The sequence below is a fragment of the Neorhizobium sp. NPDC001467 genome (assembly GCF_050275975.1).
In the GTDB taxonomy this organism is placed as follows: domain Bacteria; phylum Pseudomonadota; class Alphaproteobacteria; order Rhizobiales; family Rhizobiaceae; genus Neorhizobium.
The window spans coordinates 78,243-102,889 of the sequence record NZ_JBNNPS010000008.1; the positions used below are offsets into that span (position 1 = coordinate 78,243).

General features: G+C 59.2%; 18 protein-coding genes. 9 read left to right on the top strand and 9 right to left on the bottom strand.

Annotation, left to right across the window (positions count from 1 at the left end; translation table 11 throughout):
• Window positions 1-45 precede the first annotated feature (45 nt).
• The gene (locus ACQKKX_RS15960) at window positions 46-1,755 is read left to right on the top strand and encodes a heparinase II/III family protein (protein ID WP_427571977.1); all 1,710 of its coding nucleotides are present in this window, start codon (window positions 46-48) and stop codon (window positions 1,753-1,755) included.
• 87 nt (window positions 1,756-1,842) lie between these two features.
• A complete protein-coding gene (purH, locus tag ACQKKX_RS15965; RefSeq protein WP_427571979.1) occupies window positions 1,843-3,459 on the top strand; it encodes a bifunctional phosphoribosylaminoimidazolecarboxamide formyltransferase/IMP cyclohydrolase in 1,617 nt (538 codons plus the stop codon).
• A gap of 5 nt (window positions 3,460-3,464) precedes the next feature.
• Here purH and ACQKKX_RS15970 read toward each other — a convergent pair whose 3' ends face one another.
• Both ACQKKX_RS15970 and ACQKKX_RS15975 read right to left on the bottom strand, forming a co-directional pair.
• Window positions 3,465-4,862: an MFS transporter gene (locus ACQKKX_RS15970; protein ID WP_427571981.1), complete on the bottom strand. Its 1,398-nt coding sequence runs from the start codon at window positions 4,860-4,862 to the stop codon at window positions 3,465-3,467.
• A 22-nt stretch (window positions 4,863-4,884) separates the two neighbouring features.
• A complete protein-coding gene (locus ACQKKX_RS15975) occupies window positions 4,885-9,624 on the bottom strand; it encodes an NAD-glutamate dehydrogenase (RefSeq protein ID WP_427571983.1) in 4,740 nt (1,579 codons plus the stop codon).
• Window positions 9,625-9,797: 173 nt separating this feature from the next.
• Here ACQKKX_RS15975 and pdxY point away from each other — a divergent pair, with 173 nt between their 5' ends.
• Window positions 9,798-10,670 carry a pyridoxal kinase PdxY gene (gene pdxY, locus ACQKKX_RS15980; protein ID WP_427572098.1) on the top strand — a complete coding sequence of 291 codons (873 nt, stop codon included), beginning with the start codon at window positions 9,798-9,800 and terminating at the stop codon, window positions 10,668-10,670.
• A gap of 52 nt (window positions 10,671-10,722) precedes the next feature.
• On the top strand, window positions 10,723-11,361 hold the full coding sequence (locus tag ACQKKX_RS15985) for a carbonic anhydrase (RefSeq protein WP_427571985.1): 639 nt from the start codon (window positions 10,723-10,725) through the stop codon (window positions 11,359-11,361).
• Window positions 11,362-11,394: 33 nt separating this feature from the next.
• On the opposite strand, the gene ACQKKX_RS15990 is transcribed toward ACQKKX_RS15985, so the two are convergent.
• The 6 genes from ACQKKX_RS15990 to ACQKKX_RS16015 form a co-directional block, all read right to left on the bottom strand.
• The gene (locus ACQKKX_RS15990; protein WP_427571986.1) at window positions 11,395-12,207 is read right to left on the bottom strand and encodes a lytic murein transglycosylase; all 813 of its coding nucleotides are present in this window, start codon (window positions 12,205-12,207) and stop codon (window positions 11,395-11,397) included.
• Window positions 12,208-12,398: 191 nt separating this feature from the next.
• On the bottom strand, window positions 12,399-13,433 hold the full coding sequence (locus ACQKKX_RS15995; protein ID WP_427571987.1) for an aspartate-semialdehyde dehydrogenase: 1,035 nt from the start codon (window positions 13,431-13,433) through the stop codon (window positions 12,399-12,401).
• 398 nt (window positions 13,434-13,831) lie between these two features.
• Window positions 13,832-14,596 carry a phosphatase PAP2 family protein gene (locus ACQKKX_RS16000; RefSeq protein WP_427571988.1) on the bottom strand — a complete coding sequence of 255 codons (765 nt, stop codon included), beginning with the start codon at window positions 14,594-14,596 and terminating at the stop codon, window positions 13,832-13,834.
• Window positions 14,597-14,724: 128 nt separating this feature from the next.
• Window positions 14,725-15,831: a 3-isopropylmalate dehydrogenase gene (gene leuB / locus ACQKKX_RS16005; protein ID WP_427571990.1), complete on the bottom strand. Its 1,107-nt coding sequence runs from the start codon at window positions 15,829-15,831 to the stop codon at window positions 14,725-14,727.
• 161 nt (window positions 15,832-15,992) lie between these two features.
• Complete coding sequence (leuD, locus tag ACQKKX_RS16010; RefSeq protein WP_427571991.1) at window positions 15,993-16,598, bottom strand: 3-isopropylmalate dehydratase small subunit; 606 nt, start codon at window positions 16,596-16,598, stop codon at window positions 15,993-15,995.
• 106 nt (window positions 16,599-16,704) lie between these two features.
• Window positions 16,705-16,935: a hypothetical protein gene (locus ACQKKX_RS16015; protein ID WP_427571993.1), complete on the bottom strand. Its 231-nt coding sequence runs from the start codon at window positions 16,933-16,935 to the stop codon at window positions 16,705-16,707.
• Between the two features lie 126 nt (window positions 16,936-17,061).
• Here ACQKKX_RS16015 and ACQKKX_RS16020 point away from each other — a divergent pair, with 126 nt between their 5' ends.
• The gene (locus ACQKKX_RS16020) at window positions 17,062-17,958 is read left to right on the top strand and encodes an HpcH/HpaI aldolase/citrate lyase family protein (protein ID WP_427571994.1); all 897 of its coding nucleotides are present in this window, start codon (window positions 17,062-17,064) and stop codon (window positions 17,956-17,958) included.
• The gene (locus ACQKKX_RS16025) at window positions 17,955-18,161 is read left to right on the top strand and encodes a DUF1737 domain-containing protein (protein ID WP_132278643.1); all 207 of its coding nucleotides are present in this window, start codon (window positions 17,955-17,957) and stop codon (window positions 18,159-18,161) included. The genes ACQKKX_RS16020 and ACQKKX_RS16025 overlap by 4 nt, the downstream gene beginning before the upstream one ends.
• Before the next feature lie 13 nt (window positions 18,162-18,174).
• Here ACQKKX_RS16025 and ACQKKX_RS16030 read toward each other — a convergent pair whose 3' ends face one another.
• A complete protein-coding gene (locus ACQKKX_RS16030; RefSeq protein WP_427571996.1) occupies window positions 18,175-18,615 on the bottom strand; it encodes a metallopeptidase family protein in 441 nt (146 codons plus the stop codon).
• A gap of 170 nt (window positions 18,616-18,785) precedes the next feature.
• On the opposite strand from ACQKKX_RS16030, the gene ACQKKX_RS16035 reads away from it, so the two are divergent.
• From ACQKKX_RS16035 to ACQKKX_RS16045, 3 genes are read left to right on the top strand one after another with little or no spacing between them, the layout of a single operon-like run.
• The gene (locus ACQKKX_RS16035) at window positions 18,786-19,739 is read left to right on the top strand and encodes a hypothetical protein (protein ID WP_427571997.1); all 954 of its coding nucleotides are present in this window, start codon (window positions 18,786-18,788) and stop codon (window positions 19,737-19,739) included.
• A complete protein-coding gene (locus tag ACQKKX_RS16040; RefSeq protein ID WP_427572099.1) occupies window positions 19,690-21,198 on the top strand; it encodes a Y-family DNA polymerase in 1,509 nt (502 codons plus the stop codon). The genes ACQKKX_RS16035 and ACQKKX_RS16040 overlap by 50 nt, the downstream gene beginning before the upstream one ends.
• Window positions 21,195-24,638 (top strand): error-prone DNA polymerase, encoded by a 3,444-nt coding sequence (locus ACQKKX_RS16045; protein ID WP_427571999.1) that lies wholly within the window; start codon window positions 21,195-21,197, stop codon window positions 24,636-24,638. The genes ACQKKX_RS16040 and ACQKKX_RS16045 overlap by 4 nt, the downstream gene beginning before the upstream one ends.
• Window positions 24,639-24,647 lie beyond the last annotated feature (9 nt).

A 24,647-nucleotide genomic window follows, 5' to 3' on the forward strand; every position in this document is an offset into this window, starting at 1 on the left:
TAGGTTGGAGGATGATCCCGCCTCTCGGTGTGCGAGCGGCCGGTCATGCTCGTGGGAGTTTATGTCTTGTCGATTAGGATTGCAGATTACCGGGGATCCTGGTCCGCTGGCCTGCACCAGGCTCGCTATCGGTTTGCCCGGGCGTGGCTATCCTTGCGCATGCCGTTGTCGCGGCCGTCTTTGCGTGTGCCCGATCGTCTGATCGTGGCTCCAACTGACCTGCGCGCGATCGATCCCTACATTGCCGAGGAAATCCTCGACGGTCGCTTTCCGCTGGCAGGCCGCGTTCTGTCGACTGCCGGCGAATCACCCTTCACGTTGCAGCTGCCGTCGCGCGGTTTTGCCGAGCGGCTGCATACGTTCTCATGGTTGCGCCATATCCGTACAGCCAGGACGGACGAGGCCTGCGCCAATGCAAGAGCGATCACGGCAAGCTGGATCGCTCTTCACGGCAAGAAGATATCCGGGATCGCCTGGGAGCCGCATGTTGCAGCCGAGCGGCTGATCGCCTGGCTGTCGCACTCGACCGTCGTGCTGCAGGGAAGCGACAGCGCCTTCTACCGCCGCTTCATGAAAAGCCTGGCCTACCAGACCAAATATCTGCGCAAGATTGCCGACTATCTGCCTGAAACGGAGACACGACTGCGTCTCCAGATCGCGCTTTCCATGGCCGCCATCGCCATGCCATCCTCGCCTGCAGTGGTGCGCCGTCAGGGCCTGAAGCTCGACCGGGAACTGGAGCGCCAGATCCTTGCGGATGGCGGTCATGCCTCGCGCAATCCGCGGTTGGTGCTCGACCTGCTGCTCGATCTCCTGCCGCTGCGCCAGACCTATATCAATCTCGGACACGATATCCCGCAAAAGCTGATCCCGACGATCGACCGCATGTATCCGGCATTGCGGTTCTTCCGGCATCAGGATGGCGATCTCGCGCTTTTCAACGGTGCTACCGCGACGCCGGCAACGGAGCTTCTGTCCGTGCTTCGCTATGACGAGACATCCGGCAAACCTTTTAAGGCATTGCCCCATATCCACTATCACAGGCTGGTCGCGGGGGACACGACGGTTATCGTCGATACCGGGGCCCCGTCATCGGCGCAGGCTGCGCACGCCGCGCATGCGGGTTGCCTCGCCTTCGAAATGTCAGCGGGGCGGCATCGTTACATCATCAATGCAGGCATGCCGAAATTTGCGGGTCGCAGTTACCGGATGCTCGCGCGCGCGACGGCAACCCATTCCACCGTGACGCTCAACGAAACATCCTCTTCGAAACTGTCGAAATCGCCTTTCGGCCTGCCGGTGCTCGAATCGTTCAATGTAACCGCCTGCGATCGCGCAGACGATGCGCAGGGCAATGACTGGCTGAGCGCCACGCATGACGGATATCTCGAGCCGTTCGGCTACCTCCATTCCCGTGAAATCGGCATGAATGTCAAAGGCACGAAAATAAAGGGACATGATCGGTTCCACCGGCCGGATGGGGCAACCCGCGGCGGCGAAAGGGAACTTGTCGCTGTAGCCCGGTTCCATATCCATCCGTCGATTTCCTTGTCGCGGATCGATGGGGAAACGATCCTGATGGATGCCCCGGACGGAGATGCGTGGCTGTTTACGGCGCCGGGTTTGGCGGTCGAAATCGAAGAGGATATCTTCTTTGCCGATGTTTCGGGCGTGCGCGAGACGGAGCAGTTGACGATCACCTTCGCATTGCCGATGGTGAGCGAAATCCGCTGGATGCTGAAACGATCGGAATAGTGCGGTTTCCTCGGCCTGGAACCTGTGCTAACGCGACGCCTTGAGGGCGCCCGTTCGTCTGCGGGCGCGACCAGATGGAGAAACCCGATGGCCGTCGTGTCCAAGAAAATCCCCGCTCCCGACAAGGTGAAAATTCGTACCGCGCTTTTGTCGGTATCGGACAAGACCGGCATCGTCGAGCTTGCCGAAGCGCTTGTCGAACAGGGCGTTCGCCTTCTGTCGACCGGCGGTACGCATAAAGCGCTTGTGGCTGCGGGGTTGGAGGTCGTCGACGTATCGCAGGTTACAAAGTTCCCGGAAATTATGGATGGCAGGGTCAAGACCCTGCATCCGAACGTCCATGGCGGCCTTCTCGCCATCCGCGACGACGAAGATCACGTTGAAGCCATGAAGGTCCATGGGATCGAGGGCATCGATCTCGCGGTCATCAATCTTTATCCATTTGAAGATGTCCGTGCTGCTGGCGGCGATTATCCAACGACAGTCGAAAATATCGATATCGGGGGACCGGCGATGATCCGTGCCTCCGCGAAGAACCATGCTTATGTGGCGATCCTGACCGATCCCTCCGATTATCCCGCTCTCGTCGAGACGCTACGCAGCAATGACGGGCAGACCGCTTATGCGTTTCGACAGAAACTGGCCGCCAAGGCCTATGCCCGCACAGCAGCCTATGACACGGCGATAGCCAACTGGTTTTCGGAGGCGCTTGATATCGAAATCCCGCGCTATCGCACCCTTGGCGGCGTGCTCAAGGAAGAGATGCGTTATGGCGAGAACCCGCATCAGAGCGCGGGTTTTTATGTGACGGGCGAAAACCGTCCCGGCGTTGCCACCGCCACGCTTCTTCAGGGCAAGCAGCTCTCATACAACAACATCAACGATACCGACGGCGCCTTTGAATTGATCGGTGAGTTTTCGGCCGACAAGGCACCAGCCTGTGCGATCATCAAGCACGCCAATCCTTGTGGTGTCGCGACAGGCTCTACCCTCAGGGAGGCCTATCTGCGTGCGCTCGCCTGCGATAGCACCTCGGCCTTTGGTGGTATCATTGCGCTCAATCAGCTGCTGGATGCCGAAACGGCAGAAGAGATCGTGAAACTCTTTACCGAAGTCATTATCGCACCACAGGTTTCTCCAGAAGCCCAGGCGATCATCGCGAAAAAGCCGAACCTGCGTCTCCTGGTTAGCGGTGGTCTGCCGGATCCGCGCACGCGTGGCATCACGGCCAAGACCGTTTCGGGGGGGCTGCTGGTCCAGACGCGTGACAACGGCATGGTCGAGGATATCGACCTGCGTGTCGTGACCCAGCGCGCGCCCACCGCGGTGGAGCTCGAAGACCTGAAATTTGCCTATAAGGTCGCCAAGCACGTCAAGTCGAATGCCATCGTCTATGCCAAGGACGGCCAGACGGCCGGTATCGGTGCCGGCCAGATGAGCCGCCTCGATTCGGCCCGCATCGCCGGTCTCAAGGCTGAGGAAGCTGCCAAGGCTATGGGCTGGGCGCAACCGCTGACCAAGGGTTCCGCCGTCGCGTCCGAAGCCTTCTTCCCGTTTGCCGATGGTCTGCTTTCGGCAATATCGGCAGGGGCGACCGCGGTCATCCAGCCCGGCGGCTCGATGCGTGATGCTGAAGTGATTGCCGCTGCCGACGAACATGGCGTTGCCATGGTCTTCACAGGCATGCGGCATTTCCGGCACTGAGCCATTCACCTGGCAGCGCCGTCCTGCGGTCTGCCGACCGGCTCTGGTGTTGCGATCAGCAATACCAGGCCAGCCAGAAGAAAGACGACCAGCGTTCCCATGCCGATATGGGCCGAGCCGGTCGCATAGGTGGCAAGTGAGAAGGAGAGGGTGGCAAGAAAACTTGTTGCCCTGCCCGACAGCGCGTAGATGCCGAAGTAGCGTCCCGATTCCGAGAGGCTCACGCTGCGGGCCATGAAGGAGCGTGACGAAGCCTGAACAGGCCCAAAGGCGATGCCGATCAAGAGTCCGAACAGGATATAGGCTTTCTCGGCGGCCGTGCCGAACAGGCCGCCGCTATCGTCCGAGGAGAGCGGGAGCAGGCCAAACAGGGCGCTTTCTGGATTTATCGACACGATGCCGACCGTCGCAACGAGAAGCAGAGCAAGGCTGATGATGATGACCGTTCGCGAGCCGAGCAGACGGTCGATCCACCCGGCCGCAATGCAACTGAAGACAGCGACGACGTTGAGGATGATGCCGTAAATGCCGATCTCGATCGTTGCCCATCCGAACATCCCGGCGGCGAAGGCTCCTCCCAGTATCAGCAAGCCATTGACGCCGTCCTGATAGAGCATGCGCGCGGCAAGGAAACGCAGGAGGGCCGGTCGGTGTCTGAGTTCGCCGATCGTGCCTGCGAGTTCCTTTAGACCAGAAGCAACCGCGCGACGCAGTGGAAGGCCCGGGGTGGCGTCTGGCGTGAACAGGAACATCGGCAGGATGAAGACCAGATACCAGAGCGCCGAAAGCGGTCCCGTTACGCGCGCATCGTCGCCCATTGCCGGATCAAGCCCGAATAAGGGTTCAGCACCCAGGATGGTGACGCCGGTGGTTGGATTGCCAGCCAGAAGGGCGACGACCAGGATCAGAACCAGCATTCCCCCAAGATAACCGAGCCCCCAGGCGATATTAGAAATACGCCCGACCTCTTTTTCGCTGACCAGTCGTGGCATCATCGAATCGTTAAAGACGATCGAGAACTCCGCAGCGAGCGAGGCCAGCACCATGGCCAGGAGCGGCCAGACCAGGGGCGAGCCGGGAACGGCGAACCATAACATCGAAAGGCTTGCGATCTTTACGGCGGCAAAGAACGCAATCCACGGTTTGCGGGCACCGGATTCATCTGCAATGGCGCCGAGCACGGGTGAGAGGAGGGCGATCAGCAGCGACGAAATCGTTGCCATATTGCTCCAGGCGGCCTGTGCGGCCACCGGATCTTCAGTCATTCTGGAAACGAGATACGGCCCGAATATAAATGTCGTGACCACCGTAAAAAACGGTTGGGCTGCCCAGTCGAACAGCATCCAGCCCCAGATCCCAAGGCGCGAGGACCTCGGTTCTGGGGGGTGGATGCCGGTCGACATGGGCGTGTTCCCGGCCAAGGGTCTACTGGACGCCACGGCGGGCAAGATCGCCCAGCAGGCCGGCAGCGACCGTGACCTTTGCCAGGGTCACGTCCGCGCCCTCGGCGAGCGTGATCAGTTCTCCGCTGATCCGGTTTACCCGGTGGCGATCATCAGCATACCAAGCTTCCACCGGCTTCTTGTCACGCGCATGGGCCGAAAGCGCGGCAATGACGATATCCCGACGGGCAGTCGTGATCTGCTGCAGGCTCCGGGTCAGCGCAAGGCTCTCATAGTGATCGCTGGTCGTCACGCGTTCCCCTGCGTCCAGCAGACGTCCGATGCGGAAGATTTCGCTGACGGCAAAATACGCCTCCGTCGCGCGGGCGAGAGATTCGCCGGTGCGTTCGGCAACCACCATGATTTCGGGCGCGAGGATCAGTGTCGGCAAAACCCGTAATCTCTCCCGCAGTGTCTCGGAAATACCGGCAGCTTCAAGTTCGGCATCGGCGAACACGTCGGTCAAGGATGCGCGCATACCCTTGATCGCCGTCGTAAGCCGCCTTCCGGCCTCTTCCAGAGATCCATCGGCCGTCTTGGTTTGCAGGATGAGCCGTGTCGCATCCGAAAAGATGTCCTCAACGCGGGCGTAGATCATGTTCTGCGTTGCACCAGGCAACATATTGTCAAGCGCGTCGATCTCGGTCCACAACTGCGACAGTCCAAAGCTTTCGCGGGCAAGAAATGCGGCCCGCACGACATCAGCAGGCGCGCAGCCCGTCATGTCCACCATCTGCTGCACGAAGCCCGGTCCGCCGCGGTTGATCGTCTCGTTGGCCAGCAGCGTCGCGATGATCTCGCGATGCAGGCGATGACCGGCAATGTCGGGGGCATGGTTCTTCTTCATGCCGGCCGGGAAATACCCCGCCAGCGTTGCGCGCATATGCGGATCATCAGGCAGGCTGCTCTCCAGAATATCGTCAAACAGCACGATCTTGGCATAGGAGAGCAGGACCCCGATTTCCGGCCGGGTGAGGGGCTTTCCTGACGTATAGCGATCTGCCATGGCTGCATCGTCCGGAAGGGTTTCCACCTTGCGGTTCAACTGGCCGCGGGCCTCCAGCACCGACATCAACCGTGACAGGACTTCACGGTTGCGTAGGCCCTGCCGCTCGGTGAGCGAGATCGCCAGCGACTGCAGATAATTGTTACGCAGGACCAGGCCGGCGACCTCTTCGGTCATCGATGTCAGAAGGCGATTGCGCTTATCACGCGGCAGGCGCCCTTCCTTCATGGCGGGGCTCAGCGCGATCTTGATGTTGACCTCGACGTCGGAGGAGTTGACGCCGGCGGAATTGTCGATGGCATCCGAATTGCACCGTCCGCCGGCAAGAGCGTAGGCAATCCGCCCTCTCTGGGTGACGCCCAGATTGGCGCCTTCGCCGATCACCTTGGCACGTACCTCGCCCGCCGTCACCCGGATCGGATCATTGGCGCGGTCGCCGACTTCGCTGTCGGTTTCCGAGGTTGCCTTGATATACGTACCGATGCCGCCGAACCACAAAAGGTCGACGGGGCTTTTCAAGATTGCCGTAAGAATTTCAAAGGGCGTTGCGGTCGTCTTGCCGAGATCGATCGCGGCCGCCGCTTCGGCCGTTAGCTTTACTGATTTCTCCGAGCGGGAAATGATCATCGCACCCTTCGATAGGACTGAACGGTCGTAATCCTGCCAGCTGGAACGGGGAAGGGCGAACATACGTTCGCGCTCGGCGAAGCTTGCAGCCGTATCCGGATCCGGGTCGATGAAGATGTCGCGGTGATCGAAGGCTGCGATCAGACGGATTTCGCGCGACAGCAGCATGCCGTTACCGAAGACGTCGCCCGACATGTCACCCACGCCGGCAACGGTGAAAGGCGTCGTCTGGATGTCGATATCCTGCTCCCGGAAATGCCGCTTGACGGTCTCCCAAGCGCCGCGGGCGGTAATGCCCATCTTCTTGTGGTCGTAGCCCGCGGATCCGCCAGAGGCGAAAGCGTCGTCAAGCCAGAAGCCGGCTTCCTGAGCAAGGCCATTGGCGGTGTCCGAGAAGGTCGCCGTGCCCTTGTCGGCAGCCACGACGAAATAGGGATCGTCGTCATCGACCCGGACCGTGTTTTTGGGCGGCACGACTTCGCCATCCACGATATTATCGGTGATCGACAGAAGGGTGCGGATATAGGTCATATAGGCCGCGCGCCCGGCATTGAAGATATCGTCGCGGCTGCCGCCGGCCGGCAGTTTTTTCGGGAAGAAGCCGCCCTTGGCGCCGACCGGCACAATGACTGCGTTCTTGACCTGCTGTGCTTTGACCAAGCCCAGCACTTCAGTGCGGTAATCCTCGCCGCGATCCGACCATCGCAAGCCGCCGCGGGCAACCTTGCCGAAACGCAGGTGCACGCCCTCGACCTCGGTGCCGTAGACGAACATTTCACGGAATGGGCGCGGTTCAGGCAGATTGTCGAGATGTTTGGGGTCAAGCTTAAAGGCCAGCATGGCGTTTGGCTTGCCGTCCTCGCCGCGCTGGAAATAGTTGGTGCGCAGGGTGGAATCTATGACGTTGACGTAGCGCCGGAGCGTCCGGTCGTCATCGAGATTGGGCACGTCTGCCAGCGCCGTTTCGATTTCGGCATGGCGCTCCGACATTTTCCGTTCGCGCTTCTTGTCCTTCAGGCCCGGATCGAACCCGTCGTGGAAGAGGGCCAGCAGATGAGTGGCGATCTTGGGGTAGCGCGCCAGGGTGTCGGCGATGTGGTTCTGGGAATATACGATCCCTGTTTGGCGCAGGTATCGGGCATAAGCGCGCAGAACGCTGACTTCACGAGCGGAAACGCCGCAGAGTAGCACCAGGCGGTTGAAGCTGTCATTGTCGATGATCCCGAAGTAGGCGTCGAGAAATGCCTCCTCAAGCTGCTGCGCCTGCCGGTCTAAATCGATGGCGCTGCCGGTATCGACCCGCAATTCCATGTCGTGAATCACGACAAGCGTCGTCTCGCCCGGCCGCTCGACCTCGATCTCGAACGTCTGTTCGCTCAAAACCTGAAAACCGAGATTTTCGAGAAGCGGGACACGCCGCGACAGGGAGAGCTGACCGGCTTGGTGAAAGATCTTCAACGACAGGACCGTGTCATCCTCAGCATCGCTGCGATAAAAGGCGATTCGAATGGGCTCACCGCTGCTGCAGGCATTGATGTCGTCCAGATCGGCATGGACCTGTTCGGGGGTAAAGGCCTCCTGATAAGCTTGCGTTGTGTGCAGTACCGCCTGGTGCGGACCCGCCAAGGCGGCAAGCCGCTCGCTCCAGGGCGTGGCGATGTCACGCACGGCAGCCTCCAGCTTCGGCTGGGCAATGCGGGGCGTCTTGCCCCCGGTGCGACCGATGATGAAGTGGACCCGGGCAATGCCGCCCTCCGGGAAGGCGGGGTAATAGGCCGAGACATGACCTTCATAGACAGTCGAGAGATAGTCCCCGACCTTTTCGCGAACGTATGAGTTGTAGTTTTCACGTGGAACATAAACGATCACGGAAACGAACCGGTCGAATTGATCGATTCGCGGCAGAACCCGGACCCGCGGCCTTTCCGCCAATTCCATGATCTGCTCACAAAACCGGATCAGCACGTCGGGCTGAATCTGGAACAGGTCGTCGCGTGGATAAGCTTCCAGCGTGTTCTTCAGCATGCGGCCGGAATGGCTGAACTTGTCGAAACCAAAGTGATCCTTGATGCGAACGGCTTTCGCCCGGATGAGCGGTATTTCGTTGACCGAATGGGTATAGGCGGAGGCGGTGAACAGACCGACGATGCGCAGCTCGCCAATAACCTTGCCGCTTTCATCAAAGCGCTTGATGCCGACATAGTCCATATAGGCGCGGCGATGGACGACCGATTTCACATTTGCCTTGGTCACGATCAGGAAGTCCGGGCCCTCGAGGAATTCGAGGATTTCCGGCGTCGTCATGACGGCATTCTTGCCCTGGCGCAGCACGAGAACGTCCGGATCGGACAGGATGCCGAGACCGCGCTCGCTGGCCCGCTCGAAACGCGCGTCGCTGCCGCTGCCGGAATAGGTATATTCGCGCATGCCGAGAAAGGTGAAATTGTCGTCGCGCAGCCATTCGATAAAGGCGAGAGCTTCGTCCCTTTCGCTCTTCTTGCGGGAGACGGCCGAGAGCTCGCTAATCGCCAGATTGAGGCGGGACAGCATTGATTGCCAGTCAGCGATCGCCAGATGCACCTGATCCAGCACTCTGGCGATACGCTGCTGGAGGTCGGTTGCTTGATCGGGCGTCAGCAGGGGCATGTGGATTTGGATCAGGCTGACCGTATGGTCAGGATCTGCTGGCGCTTCACGGGGATGAAAAACCGGCTCCTTGCCGTCTTCGACATGCAGGATCGGGTGAACAGCGAGCGTCAGGTCGCGCATGCTGCTGGTCACTTCGCCCATGACCGAATCATAGAGGAAGGGCTGGTTCCGATCGACGATCGTCAGTACGGAAACCGGGATACCAGAGGGCTCTATCCCCTCGACGGTTTCAACCGAAACATGTGCGTTGCCGCGATCCCAAGCCGCCAGCGACTTGCGCGCCTGGGTGGCTGCAAGAGCGAGCATTTCGGGCGTATACTGGGCAAGGTCATCCTTGCTTGCGCGGCTGAAGAGGAGATGCGGATCGAGCGCATTTTTGATCGCGATGCGGCGTGCCGCGTCGATCTGCTTGTCTTTTTTCGGGTTGCGTTTCGCGTCCATGGGCAAGTCCTCTCCCAATTCATAGTATGGCGTCCGCGCTGATGCAGGCCGAAGCGGACGATTGTCTCATGTTAGCCGATTGTCGCCCGGTTATTCCACCGATCAACGAAGGCTTGTTGACAGAAAGCTCTGAAAAACTGATCAACAAGTCTTTCCGATCGAAAGTCCCGTTCATGGTGGAAACCCCTGGCGCCGTTATTGTCATTTCAAGCCACGTTGTGCGCGGATCTGTGGGCAATCGCGCTGCTGTTTTCGCGTTGGAAACGCTCGGCTTTCCGGTCTGGGCGCTGCCGACCGTGGTGCTTCCCTGGCACCCCGGCCACGGCCGCTCAACCCGCATCCTGTTTGCGGAGGAGGAGTTCGACCGGGTGATCGACGACCTGATCGCTGCTCCTTGGATTGGCGAGGTGAAGGCCGTGCTGAGTGGATATTTCGGCCATCCCGGTCAGCCGCGTGCCGTCGCCCGGCTCGTTCGAGCCCTGCGCGAAAAAAATCCGGATCTCGTCTATGTCTGCGACCCAGTAATGGGGGATCTCGGCGGGCTCTACATTGCGCAGGCAACGGCCGAGGCAATTCGCGACGATCTCATTCCGCTTGCCTCTCTTGCGACACCGAACCGGTATGAACTGGCATGGCTCTCGGGTGCAGCGCTCGAAACAAACGCCGTGATCATGGAGGCGGCAGTGGCGCTTGGACCGGCGCGCATGCTTGTGACATCGGCGGTGCCAATGATGGCCGGCGGAACCGGCAATCTCTATCTGACGGGCAAGCTCGCGCTGCTGGCCGAACACCGACTGATCGACAATCCGCCCAAGGGCCTCGGCGATCTTCTGGCGGCCGTCTTCCTGGCCCGTCTGCTGTCCGGCGTGGGTGAAGAAAAGGCGTTGCAACTGGCAACGGCCAGCGTTTATGAAGTGCTTGCGCGCACCGCCAAACGCGGTGGTGACGAACTGGCCCTCGAAACCGACGCCGCCAGCCTTTCGACACCGATGGCCATGGTGCAGTTGCGCCGTCTCATTCACCCTCTGCAAACGGTTCGCCGCTAGGTCGCCATCGTGACCGTTGATTCTCGTCATCGGTCGCTATAAGCGTCTCCTCATGGACGCTTTTCCCGAACCCCTGCTCGCGGGCTACCGCAGTTTCATGAACGGCCGCTATGCCGATGCACGCGATCGCTATCGCGTGCTCGCCGAGCATGGCCAGGAACCTCACACGCTGGTCATTGCCTGTTGTGACTCACGCGCCTCCCCCGAAGCCATTTTCGATTGTGGTCCGGGCGAACTGTTCGTCGTGCGCAACGTCGCCAACATGGTACCGCCCTTCGAGCCGGACACCCAGTATCACGCCACGTCCGCTGCCGTCGAATATGCGGTTCAGGTGCTCAAAATCAACGATATCGTTGTGATGGGACATGGACGCTGCGGTGGTATCAAGGCGGCGCTCGACCCGGATATGGAGCCTTTGACCCCAGGCGATTTCATCGGCCGATGGATGCAGCTTTTGAAGCCCGCCGCTGCGCAGATCCAGAACAATGATCTGATGACGCAAAGTGAACGCCAGACCGCGCTCGAACGGGTTTCGATCCGCAACTCGATCAGCAACCTGATGAGCTTTCCCTTCGTCAAGACGCTCCATGACGAAGGTCAGCTGAAGATCCACGGCGCATGGTTCGATATTTCGTCCGGTGAATTGTGGATCATGAATGAGAAGGGCGATTTCATCCGCCCTGATCTCTAAACACTGGCAAAGTCAGCAAATGCGATCGACGGCTTACTTGCCGTCGATCTGCGCGCCGATATAGGCGATCGCCTTCTGATAGACCGAGGCGGCATTCCATCCCTCGATCGCCGCGAAATTAGGTTCGCCTGGCTGATAGCCAGCGCCGGGGCGCCAGCCGTGACCACGCAGGAAGTTTGCAGTCGATGCCAGGGCATCGGCACGCGAACGGACCATGTCGATATGGCCATCGCCATCGCCATCGGCGCCATAGCGGATAACGTTCAAGGGCAGAAACTGTGTCTGGCCGATTTCGCCATGCGCAGCCCCTTTGGCCGTGACGCTCAAGTCGCCGCGCGCGACAAGCTGTAGCGCGGCATACAGCTGTTCAGTGAAATAGGCCGAGCGGCGGCAGTCATAGGCGAGCGTGGAAACGGCAGAGAGCGTGTGCTGGTTGCCCATATAGCTACCGAAGCCGGTCTCCATTCCCCAGATGGCCAGCAGCGGGCCCGCCGGTACGCCGTAGCGCCGTTCGATTGAGGCAAACAGCGCTGCGTTGCTGTTCTTCATGCTACGGCCGCGAGAAATGATTGTCTGGCCGCCACGCTTCTTCATGAACTCCTCGAAGGAAAGCTTGAAGCTTTTCTGACCACGGTCGGCGCGGATCGTGTCGCGGTTATAGCTGACATTGGCGAAAGCGCGGTCGAGCACGGCCGGCGAAATGCCGTTGGCCGGTGCGGATCGCTTAAAATCCTGCACCCAGTTTGCAAAGCCGCTGCTGTCGTTTCCGCATGCTGCTGCCAGGGCGGGCGCCGCGGAAAAGCCGAAGCCGATTGCGAGTATCCCGGAAAGGAAAAGCTTTTTCATGCGTAAAGGGTCCATCGTTTCGTGAGAGCCGCCGATCATCAGAGCTGGCGAGGGTCGACAATATTCAGGTTAGGACAAATATCCGCCAGGTCGCAACGCAGGGGAGCATGAATAGTTCGTGATCCCTTGCGTTGCGTCAGAGAAAACCTGCTCTTTCAAAGCGGTTTAATCGGGCGTGATTACCAAATGGTTCAGGCAGCCTGCTTGCGCGGCTTGATCAAGCCGCGATTGACAAGAAGTTCGGCGATCTGGATGGCGTTGAGAGCGGCGCCCTTGCGCAGATTGTCGGAAACGACCCAGATGTTGAGGCCATTTTCGACTGTCGCATCTTCGCGGATACGCGAAATATAGGTCGCGTCTTCGCCAGCCGATTCGAGCGGCGTGATGTAGCCGCCGTTCTCATGCTTGTCGATGACGAGGCATCCTGGTGCTTCACGCAAAATATCGCGCGCCTGGTCGGCGGTGATCTCGTTCTCGAACTCGATATTGACCGATTCCGAATGACCGATGAAGACCGGAACGCGAACGGCCGTGCAGGTGACCTTGATCTTCGGATCGAGCATTTTCTTGGTCTCGGCCAGAACCTTCCACTCTTCCTTGGTGTAACCGTCTTCCATGAATACATCGATATGCGGGATGACGTTGAAGGCTATACGCTTGGTGAACTTCTTGGCTTCAACCGGATCGGCGACGAAAACGGCACGCGTCTGGGTAAAGAGCTCGTCCATGCCTTCCTTGCCGGCGCCCGAAACCGACTGGTAGGTCGAGACGACGACACGCTTGATCTTTGCGGCGTCATGCAGCGGCTTCAGGGCCACAACAAGTTGAGCGGTCGAGCAATTGGGATTGGCGATGATGTTCTTGCGGGTAAAGCCCGTGACGGCATCGGCGTTGACTTCCGGGACGATAAGCGGCACTTCGGCGTCGTAGCGCCATGCGGACGAGTTGTCGATGACGACGCAGCCCTGGGCGCCGATCTTAGGCGACCACTTTTTCGAAATGTCGCCGCCAGCCGACATCAGGCAGATATCGGTATCGGAAAAATCATAGTGTTCGAGGTTCGAAACCTTCAGCGTCTTGTCCCCATAGGACACTTCCGTGCCCTGGCTGCGGGCTGAAGCCAGAGCGACAACTTCGTCAGCCGGAAATCCGCGCTCGGAAAGAATGTTCAGCATTTCCCGGCCAACATTGCCGGTAGCGCCTGCGACTGCGATCTTGAAACCCATGATATGCTCTCTTTCTCTTCTCTCCTCGGCAGTGAGGGGGACCGGAACTTAGCGCCGGATCCTGATCCCCGGCCAAACCGGGGAGAGAGCGGTGGGCCAGAGACGTCAGACGGTTTTCGTCGTGGTTTTGGCCATGGTTTTGGAAATAAAGAAGCCGTCTTCGGCAGCCCGTGCCGGCAGATCATAGGCAGCGATGTCGAACCGCGGATGGGCCATGGTGCTTCCTTTTCGCGGAAATTCCTTAAAAGATTTTGAGACAGAGTCAAGCGTGGCATGCGCGAACGCCGTGCGCTCCGGGACGTTGGCGGCCTTGGACCGCCTTTGACGGTCGGCAATTCGTAGCGACACCGCCCGCCTGCCCGCCCATCCTGCAGTCGTTGACCACCATCAGTAAGGGGCTACACCGTTTCCGACAGAGGCCGGGTTCGCAACCGGAAGGGGCGACGCGGTCGCGGCAGGCGTCCCGGCGTGAAGCGAAACAGTAGCCCGTAGCGCGAAAAGGCGATGGCGGTGACAAACGCAGCCCAGGCACCAAAGGCCAGTCCTGCAACGACATCACTGGGATAATGCACGCCGATGATGACGCGCGCCATGCCAAGCCACAGGCCGGCGATCAGGAAGAATACCCGGTAGCGTGGGGCCAGCAGCGCGAGCGCTGCCATCAAAGCGCCCGCGACCGTGGAATGGCCGGAAGGGAAGCTTTCGAAATGAAAATCGCCCCGAAACGGCGAAAAGCCAAGCGTCCCCCATTCTTCGTATTGCGTGGGTCGAGCGCGGCCAAGGACGACCTTCAGGATGTTGGTGATCAGGCTTGAGACGGCAACCGCGATGAAAACATACGCGGCTAAATGGGTCGTGTAGATGACCTGAAACCGTCTACGATGCGGCATGGGGCGACGCAAATATGCAAATGCACCGAGAAAAAGAAGGCCGGCAACCACGAGGATCCAGCCGGATCGGGCAAAGTCCGTCACCTTCTCACCGATCGGATAAAGCAGATTGGGCGTATGCGTGGCATAGGCGCCCATCGGCGCATCGAGAATGAAAAAGGCGATCAGGATCAGGTTGATGGCAACCAGAGCGTAAGGCCACCAGCGCGGAGAGATATGGTCTTTGCCGTGGCGTTGTCGACGCTGTCGCAATTTGGAAAAAGTCGACGTCATGCTTGCCTGTTCATCCTTGCCGTTAGGGCGTGGCAACAGGATATGGGACGCCGGCAGACAAAAGCCAACCGGGCGCATCGACGAACCGGAGAAAGCCTGACACATTTTCGTCAGGTGGGCGATAGTGCTTACGCGTCTGCCGCGAATTCCGAGAGGATTGCGTCGCCCATTTCGGAGGTGCCGACCTGTCGGCAGCCTTCTCCCATAATGTCACCGGTGCGGATGCCGCGGTCGAGGACTGCCGCAATTGCCCGTTCCAGACGATCTGCCTCGACCACCAGGTTGAACGAATAGCGCAGGCACATCGCAAACGAAGCAATCATGGCGATCGGGTTGGCGATGCCCTTGCCCGCAATATCCGGGGCCGAACCGTGGACCGGTTCGTAAAGGGCCTTGCGCTTGCCGGTCGCGGCATCGGGTGCGCCGAGCGAGGCCGACGGCAACATGCCGAGCGACCCGGTCAGCATGGCCGCGACGTCGGACAGCATGTCGCCGAACAGGTTGTCGGTGACGATGACATCGAATTGTTTGGGCGCGCGCACCAGCTGCATGCCACCGGCATCGGCCAGCATATGCTCGAGCCTGACATCCGAATAGGCGCGTTGGTGAACCTCGGTCACGACCTGGTTCCACAAGACGCCGGATTTCATGACATTGCGCTTTTCCATGGAGCAAACGGCATTGTTCCGCGTGCGGGCAAGTTCGAAAGCAACGCCAGCGATGCGTTCGATCTCGAAGGTGTCGTAAATCTGCGTATCAATGCCGCGCTTCTGGCCGTTGCCCAGATCGATGATTTCTTTCGGTTCGCCAAAATACACGCCACCGGTCAGTTCGCGAACGATGAGGATATCGAGACCCTCGACCAGTTCCGCCTTCAGCGAGGAGGCCGAAGCCAGTGCCGGGTAGCAGATGGCAGGGCGCAGGTTGGCAAACAGTTGCATGTCCTTGCGCAATCGCAAAAGCCCGGCTTCCGGGCGGACATCGTAAGGGACGCTATCCCATTTCGGACCGCCGACGGCGCCGAACAGCACCGCATCCGCTGCCATGGCCTTGGCCATGTCCTGTTCCGAAATGGCGACGCCATGCGCGTCGTAGGCGCAGCCGCCAACAAGGCCCTCGTCGAGAACGAAGCCGGTGCCCATCGTGTCATTCATGTGGGCGATGATCTTTCGAACCTCGCTCATGGCCTCGGGGCCGATGCCGTCGCCTGGAAGAAGGAAGATGGTATTGGACATGATGTTTCCTCGCACTCGCAGGCTCATCCTTCGACCTCGCGATCTGCGAGGTCTGGGGTCCGGCCCAAGCCTGCCAGGGCGAGCCGGATAAGGTTTTTGTCAGATTTGGTGACAGGCGGAGCCGGCGCAGATTGCCGCTACGACAGGACGCCACGCCTTCATCAAAGCCACGGACGTTCAGACTGCATGCGGTTTTCGAAACTGCCGATGCTGGCGTCGTTCTTCAGGGTCGTACCGATGTCATCCAGTCCCTCAAGCATGATATGCTTGCGCGCCGGATCGATGTCGAAGGTGATGGTGCCGCCATCCGGGCCGGAAATCGTCTGCGCTTCCAGGTCGATCGACAGGACCGCATTTGCGCCGCGGGAGGCATCGTCCATCAGCTTGTCGAGATTGTCTTTGGAAACGACGATTGGCAGAATGCCGTTCTTGAAACAATTGTTGTAGAAAATGTCGGCAAAGGATGTCGAGATCACGCAGCGGATGCCGAAATCGAGCAGCGCCCATGGCGCGTGTTCACGCGAGGAGCCGCAGCCGAAATTGTCGCCAGCCACGATGATGCTGGCATTCTGGTAAGCCGGCTTATTAAGCACGAAATCCGGGTTCGGGCTGCCGTCCTCATTATAACGCGCTTCCGCAAAAAGTCCCCTGCCAAGACCAGTCCGTTTGATCGTCTTCAGGTAATCCTTCGGAATAATCATGTCGGTGTCGATATTGACGACCGGCAGCGGCGCGGCAACGCCGGTCAGGGTGGTGAACTTTTCCATGGCAAGCCTTCGTGGTCTTGTGCGCAGAGCTTACGCCAATAGAGCAAAACCGCACCAATTTGAAGGTCTGATCGTCTTTAACCGGTACGGTGGCCGGCGACCGATATTACAGGTCGATGATCGTTCCGCGACCGTCGTTCCAGATGCGCAGCTCTTTCGTCTTCCCGTTTCCGGTACGCACGGGCACGGGTTTCAGGCGCGCCGAAAGCAGGCGCAGAGCAGTGAAGATCATCAGCATGCCTGCAAAGGCGATTGTCACAGATGCGGTCAGAACCGTGACAAGCGCGATCACGGCAACGGCTGACAACGCAAGAAAAAAGGCGCGAATGTTTTGCATGATGGTCCCTTTCGATAAAAGGCAATGTGTGACTTGCGCACCCTGCTTGCAAGGGGCGCCTGCCCCGTCAGGGCTTAAGCGCCATCACGATATTGCGCGCAGCGTCAAAGCTTGGCACAAAGCGTCATGTCCCATCCGCTTGAAATTCCCCGGTTGCGCCGATCCGTTCTCAGTGTTCCCGCTATCAATCAACGTGCTCTGGAAAAGACCCATGCGCTTGATTGTGATGTGGTGATTTTCGATCTCGAAGATTCGGTCGCGGTGGAAAAAAAGGCGGAGGCCCGCGATAACCTTCGCCGTTTCTTCAAGCACACTCCACTAAGCGGGCGCGAAACCGTCATTCGGATAAACGCACTCGATTCCGATTTCGTCGCGGACGATCTCGAACTTGTGCACGCGCTTGCTCCCGATGTCGTCGCCTTGCCCAAGGTGAATGATGCTTCCTGTATCAAGCGGCTCGAGGCGCAGCTCGATGGCGCTTCTTTGCAGACGCGCATCTGGGCGATGATGGAAACCGCATGCGGCATCACCAATTCAATAGAGATCGCCAAATCTGGAAAAAGCGCCGATGGCAGGCTCGATTGTTTCGTCATAGGGTTGAACGATCTTCGCAAGGATACCGGCGTGCCGGCCCGGCCGGGCCGTGCCTATCTTGTGCCCTGGATGATGCAGGTGGTTCTGGCCGCCCGTGCCCATGGACTGGGGGTCATCGACAGCGTCTTTAACGATTTCCGCGATCGTCAGGCCCTGGAAGAGGAATGCGTGCAGGGCCGCGATATGGGCTTTGACGGCAAGATGCTGATCCACCCGGATCAGGTCGAGATTGCCAACCACGTTTTCGGACCATCGCCGGAAGCGATAGAGGAGGCAAAGGCAGTCATTGCCGCTTTCTCGAGGCCGGAAGCCAGGGATCTCAATGTCGTTACCATGGATGGCCACATGGTCGAACGCCTGCATCTCGAACAGGCGGAAAAGCTGGTCGCACAGATAAGCCTTATCGAAAAACGAGGAAAACCCGCATGAAACTTTACCGTCTGCTCACCGGACCCGATGATGCTGCCTTTTGTCACCGTGTAACCCTGGCCCTGAACAAGGGGTGGGAGCTGGCAGGCTCGCCGGCCTATGCGTTCAATGCCAAGACGGGCGAAATGCAATGCGCCCAGCCTGTCACCAAGACGGTAGAAGGCAAGGACTACCATCCGGACATGAAGCTCGGCGAACAGTAAGCGTCGTTTGGTCTCAGCGTCCGGCGACGGCTGCATCGGCACTGGCTTCGATACGTTCCATATCGTCGTCGCTGAGACCGAAATGATGTCCGATTTCGTGGATCAGGACATGGGTGATGATGTCACCCAGCGTTTCCTCGTTTTCAGCCCAATAGTCCAGGATCGGACGGCGATAGAGCCTGATCCGGTTGGGGAGTTCACCGGTTTCCACCGTGAAACGTTCCGAGATGCCGCGACCTTCGAACAGGCCTAGCAGATCGAAAGGGGTCTCCAGCGCCATGTCCTCGAACACGTCGTCGTCTGGAAAATCCTCGATTTCGATCGTCAAATTCTGGGTCAGCGCCCTGAATTCCTCGGGCAGGAGCCCGTAAGCTTCTATCGCGAGCGATTCAAAAGCGCTGATATTGGGGGCATGGCGATCACGCCAGTCGTCTGTGCGGTCGATACGGGCCATGGGTACTCCTTATGGCCATGCATATATGCGTTTTGCAGGAATTTTTCGAGTGCGGATTCAAGGGTTCGTCCAAACATACGCTGAATCGTTTCACATCCCTGTTGACTCCTCCGGCCGGCTCTGGAATCCATAAGAACATAAAGTGAACATATCCGAATGGAGCTGACGTCATGGCTGATCAAGCTATGACGCAGGAGGCAATTTTTGCCCTGCGTGAGACCATTGCCCGCATGGAAGGCAAAGATATCCGTGCCTTCGGCACCGTGGATAACAGGGCTGAAGAAATTGCCGGTGCGATGAAAGGGCGGGAACGTCTTTGCTTTGGTATCGACAGTCTTGATCATGCGCTCGATGGCGGCCTGCCGCTCGATGGCATGGCGGAAATCCGCAGCGGCGCCATGAAGGATGCGGGCGCGGCCAGTGGCTTTGCGCTTGCCATCGCAACGCTTGTGCAAAGCCAGATCAATCCCCAGTCGACCGGCGGGCGGACGGAATCCGGTTTGCCGATTCTGTGGATTGCCGACCGTCTCGCGGTTCTGGAAGCGGGAATGCCCTATGCGCTGGGACTTGTGGATTTCGGGATCGCGCCGCAAACCTTTTTACATGCCCAGCCGCGCACGCTGGCGGATGCCTTGTGGTTGGCCGAAGCTGCGGCGGCAAGCGGCGCTTTCGCGGTAACGATTTTGGAGATCAGCGGCAATCAGAAGCATTTCGGACTGACCGAAAGCCGAAGGTTGAGCCTTCGGGCAAAGACAGCAGGGCGACCTCTTATCGTCCTGCGCCAGGCCGGAGAGGAGGAAGCGAGCAGTGCCGCCTTCCGCTTTCGGGTCGAAACCGCACCGGCGGCAAACCGGTATCTCGGTGACGGAACCCTGCTTGGCGGCAGCATTGGACATTCCGTCTTTCACCTTACTCTGGAAAGGAGCCGAAACCCGGTTCTTCTTTCCCTCTTTCTGGAATGGAATTCCCATGACCGCCGCCTCTCGAATGCCCGCGCATCAGCAAAACCTGTCTCTTCACGCCGGCTGCCAGCGCATTCTGGCACTCGCCTTCCCGCGTTTGTCGATCGACCGGGTGCTGCGCAGGAAATGGGGGCACGGCTGGCGTTCCACAGGGCGTCCTGAAGCCGGACCTGTTGTCTGCGTTGCGCATGTTGATCATGCCTTGCGGCTGGTTGCCTGTGACGATGAAGCGCTGCGCCTCGGGCTTCGATCGGGGCAGGGCTTGGCCGAGGCGCGGGCCATCTGCCCCGATGTCTTCGTTATCGATGAAGACCAGGCTGCCGATCAGCGGCTTCTCGAAGGCATTGCCGACTGGTGCGATCGCTATACACCGCTTGTGGCGCTGGAAGGAAAGAATGGTCTCTTTCTCGACATTACCGGTTGCGCCCACCTGATGGGCGGCGAGGCCTCTCTTCTTGAGGATGTTCTCAAACGCCTGAGCCAGATGGGATTCGAGGTGCGGGGCGCCATTTCCTCTTCGCCTGGCCTGTCCTGGGCGGTTTGTCGGTATGGCAGTGATGGCATCGTGAGCAACGATGTCCGTGAGGCGGCTCTGTCTCCCTTGCCGGTGGCGGCTTTGAGAATAGACGCCAATACCGTCGCAGCCTTACAAAAACTCGGTCTGAAGCGGGTGGGCGATCTCATGCGGACGCCGCGTGCGCCGATTGCCCGCCGTTTTGGCGCCCAGGTTTTGTTGCGTCTGGATCAGGCCCGTGGGCATAACGAGGAAGCCATCTCTCCCCGCCGGCCGGTTGCCAGCCTTTCGGCGGAACGGCGCCTTGCCGAGCCGATCCAGTCCGAAGAAGACATCCTGTTCCTGACCCGCCAGATCGCGCAATGCCTGCTATCGGGACTGGAAGCGCGGGACGCGGGAGGGCGCCTGTTCGAACTGGTGCTTTTCCGGGTCGATGGACGGGTCTTTCGCATTTCGGCCGGCGCCTCGCGTCCCCTGCGGGATGTGGATCGCATTACCGCCTTGTTCGGCGAACGCCTGACGTCTCTGAAGGATCAGATCGAGACCGGTTTCGGTTTCGAGATCCTGCGGCTCAACGTGCTTCATCACGAACCTTTCGAAAACCTCCAGTCGGATCTGGCGGCCAGCAACCGAAAGCATCTTTCGCTTTCGACTTTCGTGGATCAGGTTTCGGCCCGTTTGGGACCGGATTGCCTTCAGACCTACCAATTGCGCGAAAGCCATATCCCCGAACGGGCCGCGCTCTTCGTACCGGCCGCCGAAACGCTGGCCTCCGGTACGCGAAAGAACGATGCCCCTGCGCTCGTTTCCCGCAGCGAAAGGCCCATCCGTCTCTTTCGCGTACCAGAGCCCTTGGAGAGTTTCGCAGCCGAAATTCCCGATGGACCTCCGACACGGTTCCGCTGGCGTCGTCTCACGCATCATGTTGCACGTGCAGAGGGTCCCGAGCGCCTCAGCCCCGAATGGTGGTTGGATGACGAAGAGGCCGCGACCCGGGATTACTTCCGGCTGGAATCAACGGCCGGCTATCGTTTCTGGATTTTTCGTAGAGGTCTTTATGACCGCGATCCGACGCAGCGCTGGTTCATGCATGGTCTTTTCGCATGATTGCCGAACCCCGTTTTTTCGAGATCGGCGCGCGTACCAATTTCTCCTTCCTGGAAGGTGCTGCCCGGCCGGAGGAAATGGTTCTTGCAGCAGGAGCGTTCAGCCTGTCCGGCATCGGCATTGCCGATCGAAATACCGTGGCGGGGGTTGTTCGCGCCCATAATTTCCTGCGCGAAATGCAGGCGAACTACGACCGGCAACGCAGAAACGGCATCGGACCCGACGAGCAGAAAGCGCCATTGCCCCCATTTTTTCAACCGGGCGCGCGCCTGGTGTTTTCGGATGGAACGCCCGACATCCTCGCTTATCCCTGCAATCGCCAGGGCTGGGGCCATTTATGCCGGCTGTTGAGCCGCGGCAATCTGCGGACCTCCAAGGGTAATTGCATCCTCGAAGAGTGGGATATTCTCGAATGGGGAGCAGAAATGATGCTCGCCGTCGTTTGCCCGCCGACCAGATTGAACGAAAAGGCAGATCTGGCAGAGCTCGAGCGGTTTCTAACCCTTTTGAAGGGCCGTTTTGGCGATGCCGTCCATCTGGTCCTGTCGCCTGTCTATGACGGTCGGGATGCCATGACGCTGGCGGGACTGTCGGGTCTTGCCAGCCGCACCGGTATTGCGCTTATCGCCACGAACCAGCCGCTTTTTCACTTGCCGGAGCGAAAACCGCTTTCGGATGTGGTGACGGCGATCCGCGAGCATGTCACGGTCGCCGAGGCCGGCTTTCGCTTGGCGCCTAATGCCGAACGGCATCTCAAGGATGGGCGCGAGATGGCCCGCGTTCTGCGCCAATATCCGCAGGCGATTGCCAATACCGCTCGGTTCTTTGAACGCCTGACGTTTTCGCTGGACGAACTTCAGCACAATTACCCGGATGAAAGCGTTGCTGGTGAAAGCCAAAGTGAAACATTGGCCCGGCTGACCTGGGAAGGCGCGAAAAAACGTTATCCCAGCGGAATACCGGGCAAGGTGGAACAGGCGATCGGGAACGAACTCGCTCTGATCCGGCAAATGAAATACGAACCCTATTTCCTCACGGTGCGCCATATCGTCTGGCATGCGCGCGAGGTCCTGAAAATCCTGTGCCAGGGGCGGGGATCTGCCGCCAATTCAACCGTGTGTTACTGCCTGGGGATCACCGAGGTTGATCCGGAAAAATCGACGCTTCTGTTCGAGCGCTTCATTTCGACGGAACGCAATGAACCTCCGGATATCGATGTGGATTTCGAGCATGAGCGACGCGAGGAGATCATCCAGTATATCTACGCGCATTACGGTTTTCGCCATGCAGGACTGACGGCCGCCGTCACCAGTTATCGCACGCGCATGGCCGGACGTGAGGTCGCCAAGGTTTTTGGTCTTTCCGAAGATGTGCAGGCAGCGCTGTCCAGTACGGTCTGGGGATGGTCTCAGGAAGGCGTAACCGAAAGGGATGCCAGGGCTGCGGGACTTGACCTCGGGGACGGGACGACGCGCAAGGTCATGAAATATGCCCAGGAACTGATGGGGTTTCCACGCCATCTGACCCAGCATGTGGGCGGTTTTCTCATCACGCGGGACCGTCTCGACGAGGTCGTGCCGATCATGCCCACGGCCATGCCGGGGCGGTACATGATCGAGTGGGACAAGGACGATCTTGATACGCTGAATTTGCTGAAGATCGATATTCTGGCTCTGGGTATGTTGACCTGCCTGCGCAAGGCTTTCGATTTGATGCGCAGACATTACGGTCGCGAGGAAACGCTGGCTGGTCTGAATGCGGGAAACAGACCGGAAGTCTATGACATGATCTGTCGCGCTGATACGATCGGCGTCTTCCAGATCGAAAGCCGGGCCCAGATGAGCATGCTGCCGCGACTGCGTCCCCGCGTTTTTTACGATCTTGTTGTCGAAGTCGCCATCGTTCGCCCCGGCCCGATTCAGGGCAACATGGTACACCCCTATCTGAAGCGGCGTGAAGATCATCTTCATGGACGAGAGATACCCTATCCCAGTGCTGAACTGAAGGAGGTTCTCAAACGCACGCTCGGTGTGCCGCTCTTTCAGGAACAGGCGATGCAGATTGCCATGACGGCCGCCGGGTTTTCAGCGGGCAAGGCTGACAAGCTGCGCCGCTCGATGGCTACATTCAAGCGGTCGGGCCGGATCAACGAGTTCCGGCAGGACATGATCTCAGGCATGACAAAAAAGGGTTATACGAGAGAGTTTGCCGAAAGCTGTTTCAAGCAGATCGAAGGTTTTGCCGAATACGGCTTTCCGGAAAGTCATGCCGCTTCCTTTGCTCTCCTTGTCTACGTTTCCTCCTGGTTCAAGACGTTTTATCCGGATGTGTTCTGCGTGGCTCTGCTCAACTCCCAGCCCATGGGGTTTTATGCACCATCGCAAATCGTGCGGGATGCGCGCGAGCATGGGGTCGAGGTCCTGCCGGTCGACGTCAACCTGTCTTACTGGGACAGCGGCCTGACGGAAGGATATTTTGATCCACGACGTATTGATCCCAGACATGCCGAAATGCGGGATGTCATCCTGACGCGACATGCCGTGCGGCTCGGCTTCAGGCAGGTCAAGGGGCTTTCGGAAAGGGCAATATGCGACAAGCTGATTGCCAATCGCGGTCAAGGCTATGTGTCGGTGCGGGATCTGTGGTTGCGATCGGGTCTCGACAAGGCCGAGGTCGAAAAGCTTGCGGATGCGGATGCATTTCGCTCAATGGGCCTTTCCCGCCGGGAAGCGCTCTGGGCCGTGAAAGCGCTCGATGTCCGCAAGGCGGCCGAAAAGCTACCCCTGTTCGACCAGGTCGCTCATCTGGATTTGCAGAGGGAACCGGTAACGAGACTTCCGGACATGTTGCCAGGAGAGGAAGTCATCGAGGACTACCGCTCGCTTTCGCTCTCCCTCAAGGCACATCCGGTGTCGTTTTTGCGAGAGCAGTTGCGGGAGATGGGCGTTTGCCGCAGTGTTGACCTTCTTCAGGTCCGTAATGGTCGAAGGATCGGGATTGCCGGCCTTGTCCTGGTGCGACAACGGCCGGGTTCAGCAAAGGGCGTGATTTTCATGACGCTCGAAGACGAAACAGGCGTGGCGAATGCGATCGTCTGGCCGAAAGTTTTCGAAAAGTACCGTTCAATCGTCATGGGAGCGCGCCTCGTCAAGGTTCATGGCCGGCTGCAGAGCCAGAGCGGTGTCATCCATACGGTTGTCGAGCATATAGAAGATCTGACATCAATGCTCGGGCTGCTGCAGACCGAAACCCGACGTTTCGCCGCGCTGCTGCGCGCCGACGAGGCTTTGAAGGGAGCTCGTCCAGACCCTCGGGAAGCGCGAACGCGCCGGATATTCAACGAGGGGCCCATGCCAATTGACCCGATAAACGACCGGACAAACGCCCAGCGAAATGCTGAGCCGGGGCAAGTCATGCCGAAAGGACGGAATTTTCATTGATCGCGCCCG

What these genes read in the sequence shown, in the direction of transcription:
- ACQKKX_RS15960 (WP_427571977.1), top strand. Translation starts at nt 46, where the DNA reads ATGCTCGTGGGAGTTTATGTCTTGTCGATTAGGATTGCAGATTACCGG.
- purH (WP_427571979.1), top strand. Translation starts at nt 1,843, where the DNA reads ATGGCCGTCGTGTCCAAGAAAATCCCCGCTCCCGACAAGGTGAAAATT.
- ACQKKX_RS15970 (WP_427571981.1), bottom strand. Translation starts at nt 4,862, where the DNA reads ATGTCGACCGGCATCCACCCCCCAGAACCGAGGTCCTCGCGCCTTGGG.
- ACQKKX_RS15975 (WP_427571983.1), bottom strand. Translation starts at nt 9,624, where the DNA reads ATGGACGCGAAACGCAACCCGAAAAAAGACAAGCAGATCGACGCGGCA.
- pdxY (WP_427572098.1), top strand. Translation starts at nt 9,798, where the DNA reads ATGGTGGAAACCCCTGGCGCCGTTATTGTCATTTCAAGCCACGTTGTG.
- ACQKKX_RS15985 (WP_427571985.1), top strand. Translation starts at nt 10,723, where the DNA reads ATGGACGCTTTTCCCGAACCCCTGCTCGCGGGCTACCGCAGTTTCATG.
- ACQKKX_RS15990 (WP_427571986.1), bottom strand. Translation starts at nt 12,207, where the DNA reads ATGAAAAAGCTTTTCCTTTCCGGGATACTCGCAATCGGCTTCGGCTTT.
- ACQKKX_RS15995 (WP_427571987.1), bottom strand. Translation starts at nt 13,433, where the DNA reads ATGGGTTTCAAGATCGCAGTCGCAGGCGCTACCGGCAATGTTGGCCGG.
- ACQKKX_RS16000 (WP_427571988.1), bottom strand. Translation starts at nt 14,596, where the DNA reads ATGACGTCGACTTTTTCCAAATTGCGACAGCGTCGACAACGCCACGGC.
- leuB (WP_427571990.1), bottom strand. Translation starts at nt 15,831, where the DNA reads ATGTCCAATACCATCTTCCTTCTTCCAGGCGACGGCATCGGCCCCGAG.
- leuD (WP_427571991.1), bottom strand. Translation starts at nt 16,598, where the DNA reads ATGGAAAAGTTCACCACCCTGACCGGCGTTGCCGCGCCGCTGCCGGTC.
- ACQKKX_RS16015 (WP_427571993.1), bottom strand. Translation starts at nt 16,935, where the DNA reads ATGCAAAACATTCGCGCCTTTTTTCTTGCGTTGTCAGCCGTTGCCGTG.
- ACQKKX_RS16020 (WP_427571994.1), top strand. Translation starts at nt 17,062, where the DNA reads ATGTCCCATCCGCTTGAAATTCCCCGGTTGCGCCGATCCGTTCTCAGT.
- ACQKKX_RS16025 (WP_132278643.1), top strand. Translation starts at nt 17,955, where the DNA reads ATGAAACTTTACCGTCTGCTCACCGGACCCGATGATGCTGCCTTTTGT.
- ACQKKX_RS16030 (WP_427571996.1), bottom strand. Translation starts at nt 18,615, where the DNA reads ATGGCCCGTATCGACCGCACAGACGACTGGCGTGATCGCCATGCCCCC.
- ACQKKX_RS16035 (WP_427571997.1), top strand. Translation starts at nt 18,786, where the DNA reads ATGGCTGATCAAGCTATGACGCAGGAGGCAATTTTTGCCCTGCGTGAG.
- ACQKKX_RS16045 (WP_427571999.1), top strand. Translation starts at nt 21,195, where the DNA reads ATGATTGCCGAACCCCGTTTTTTCGAGATCGGCGCGCGTACCAATTTC.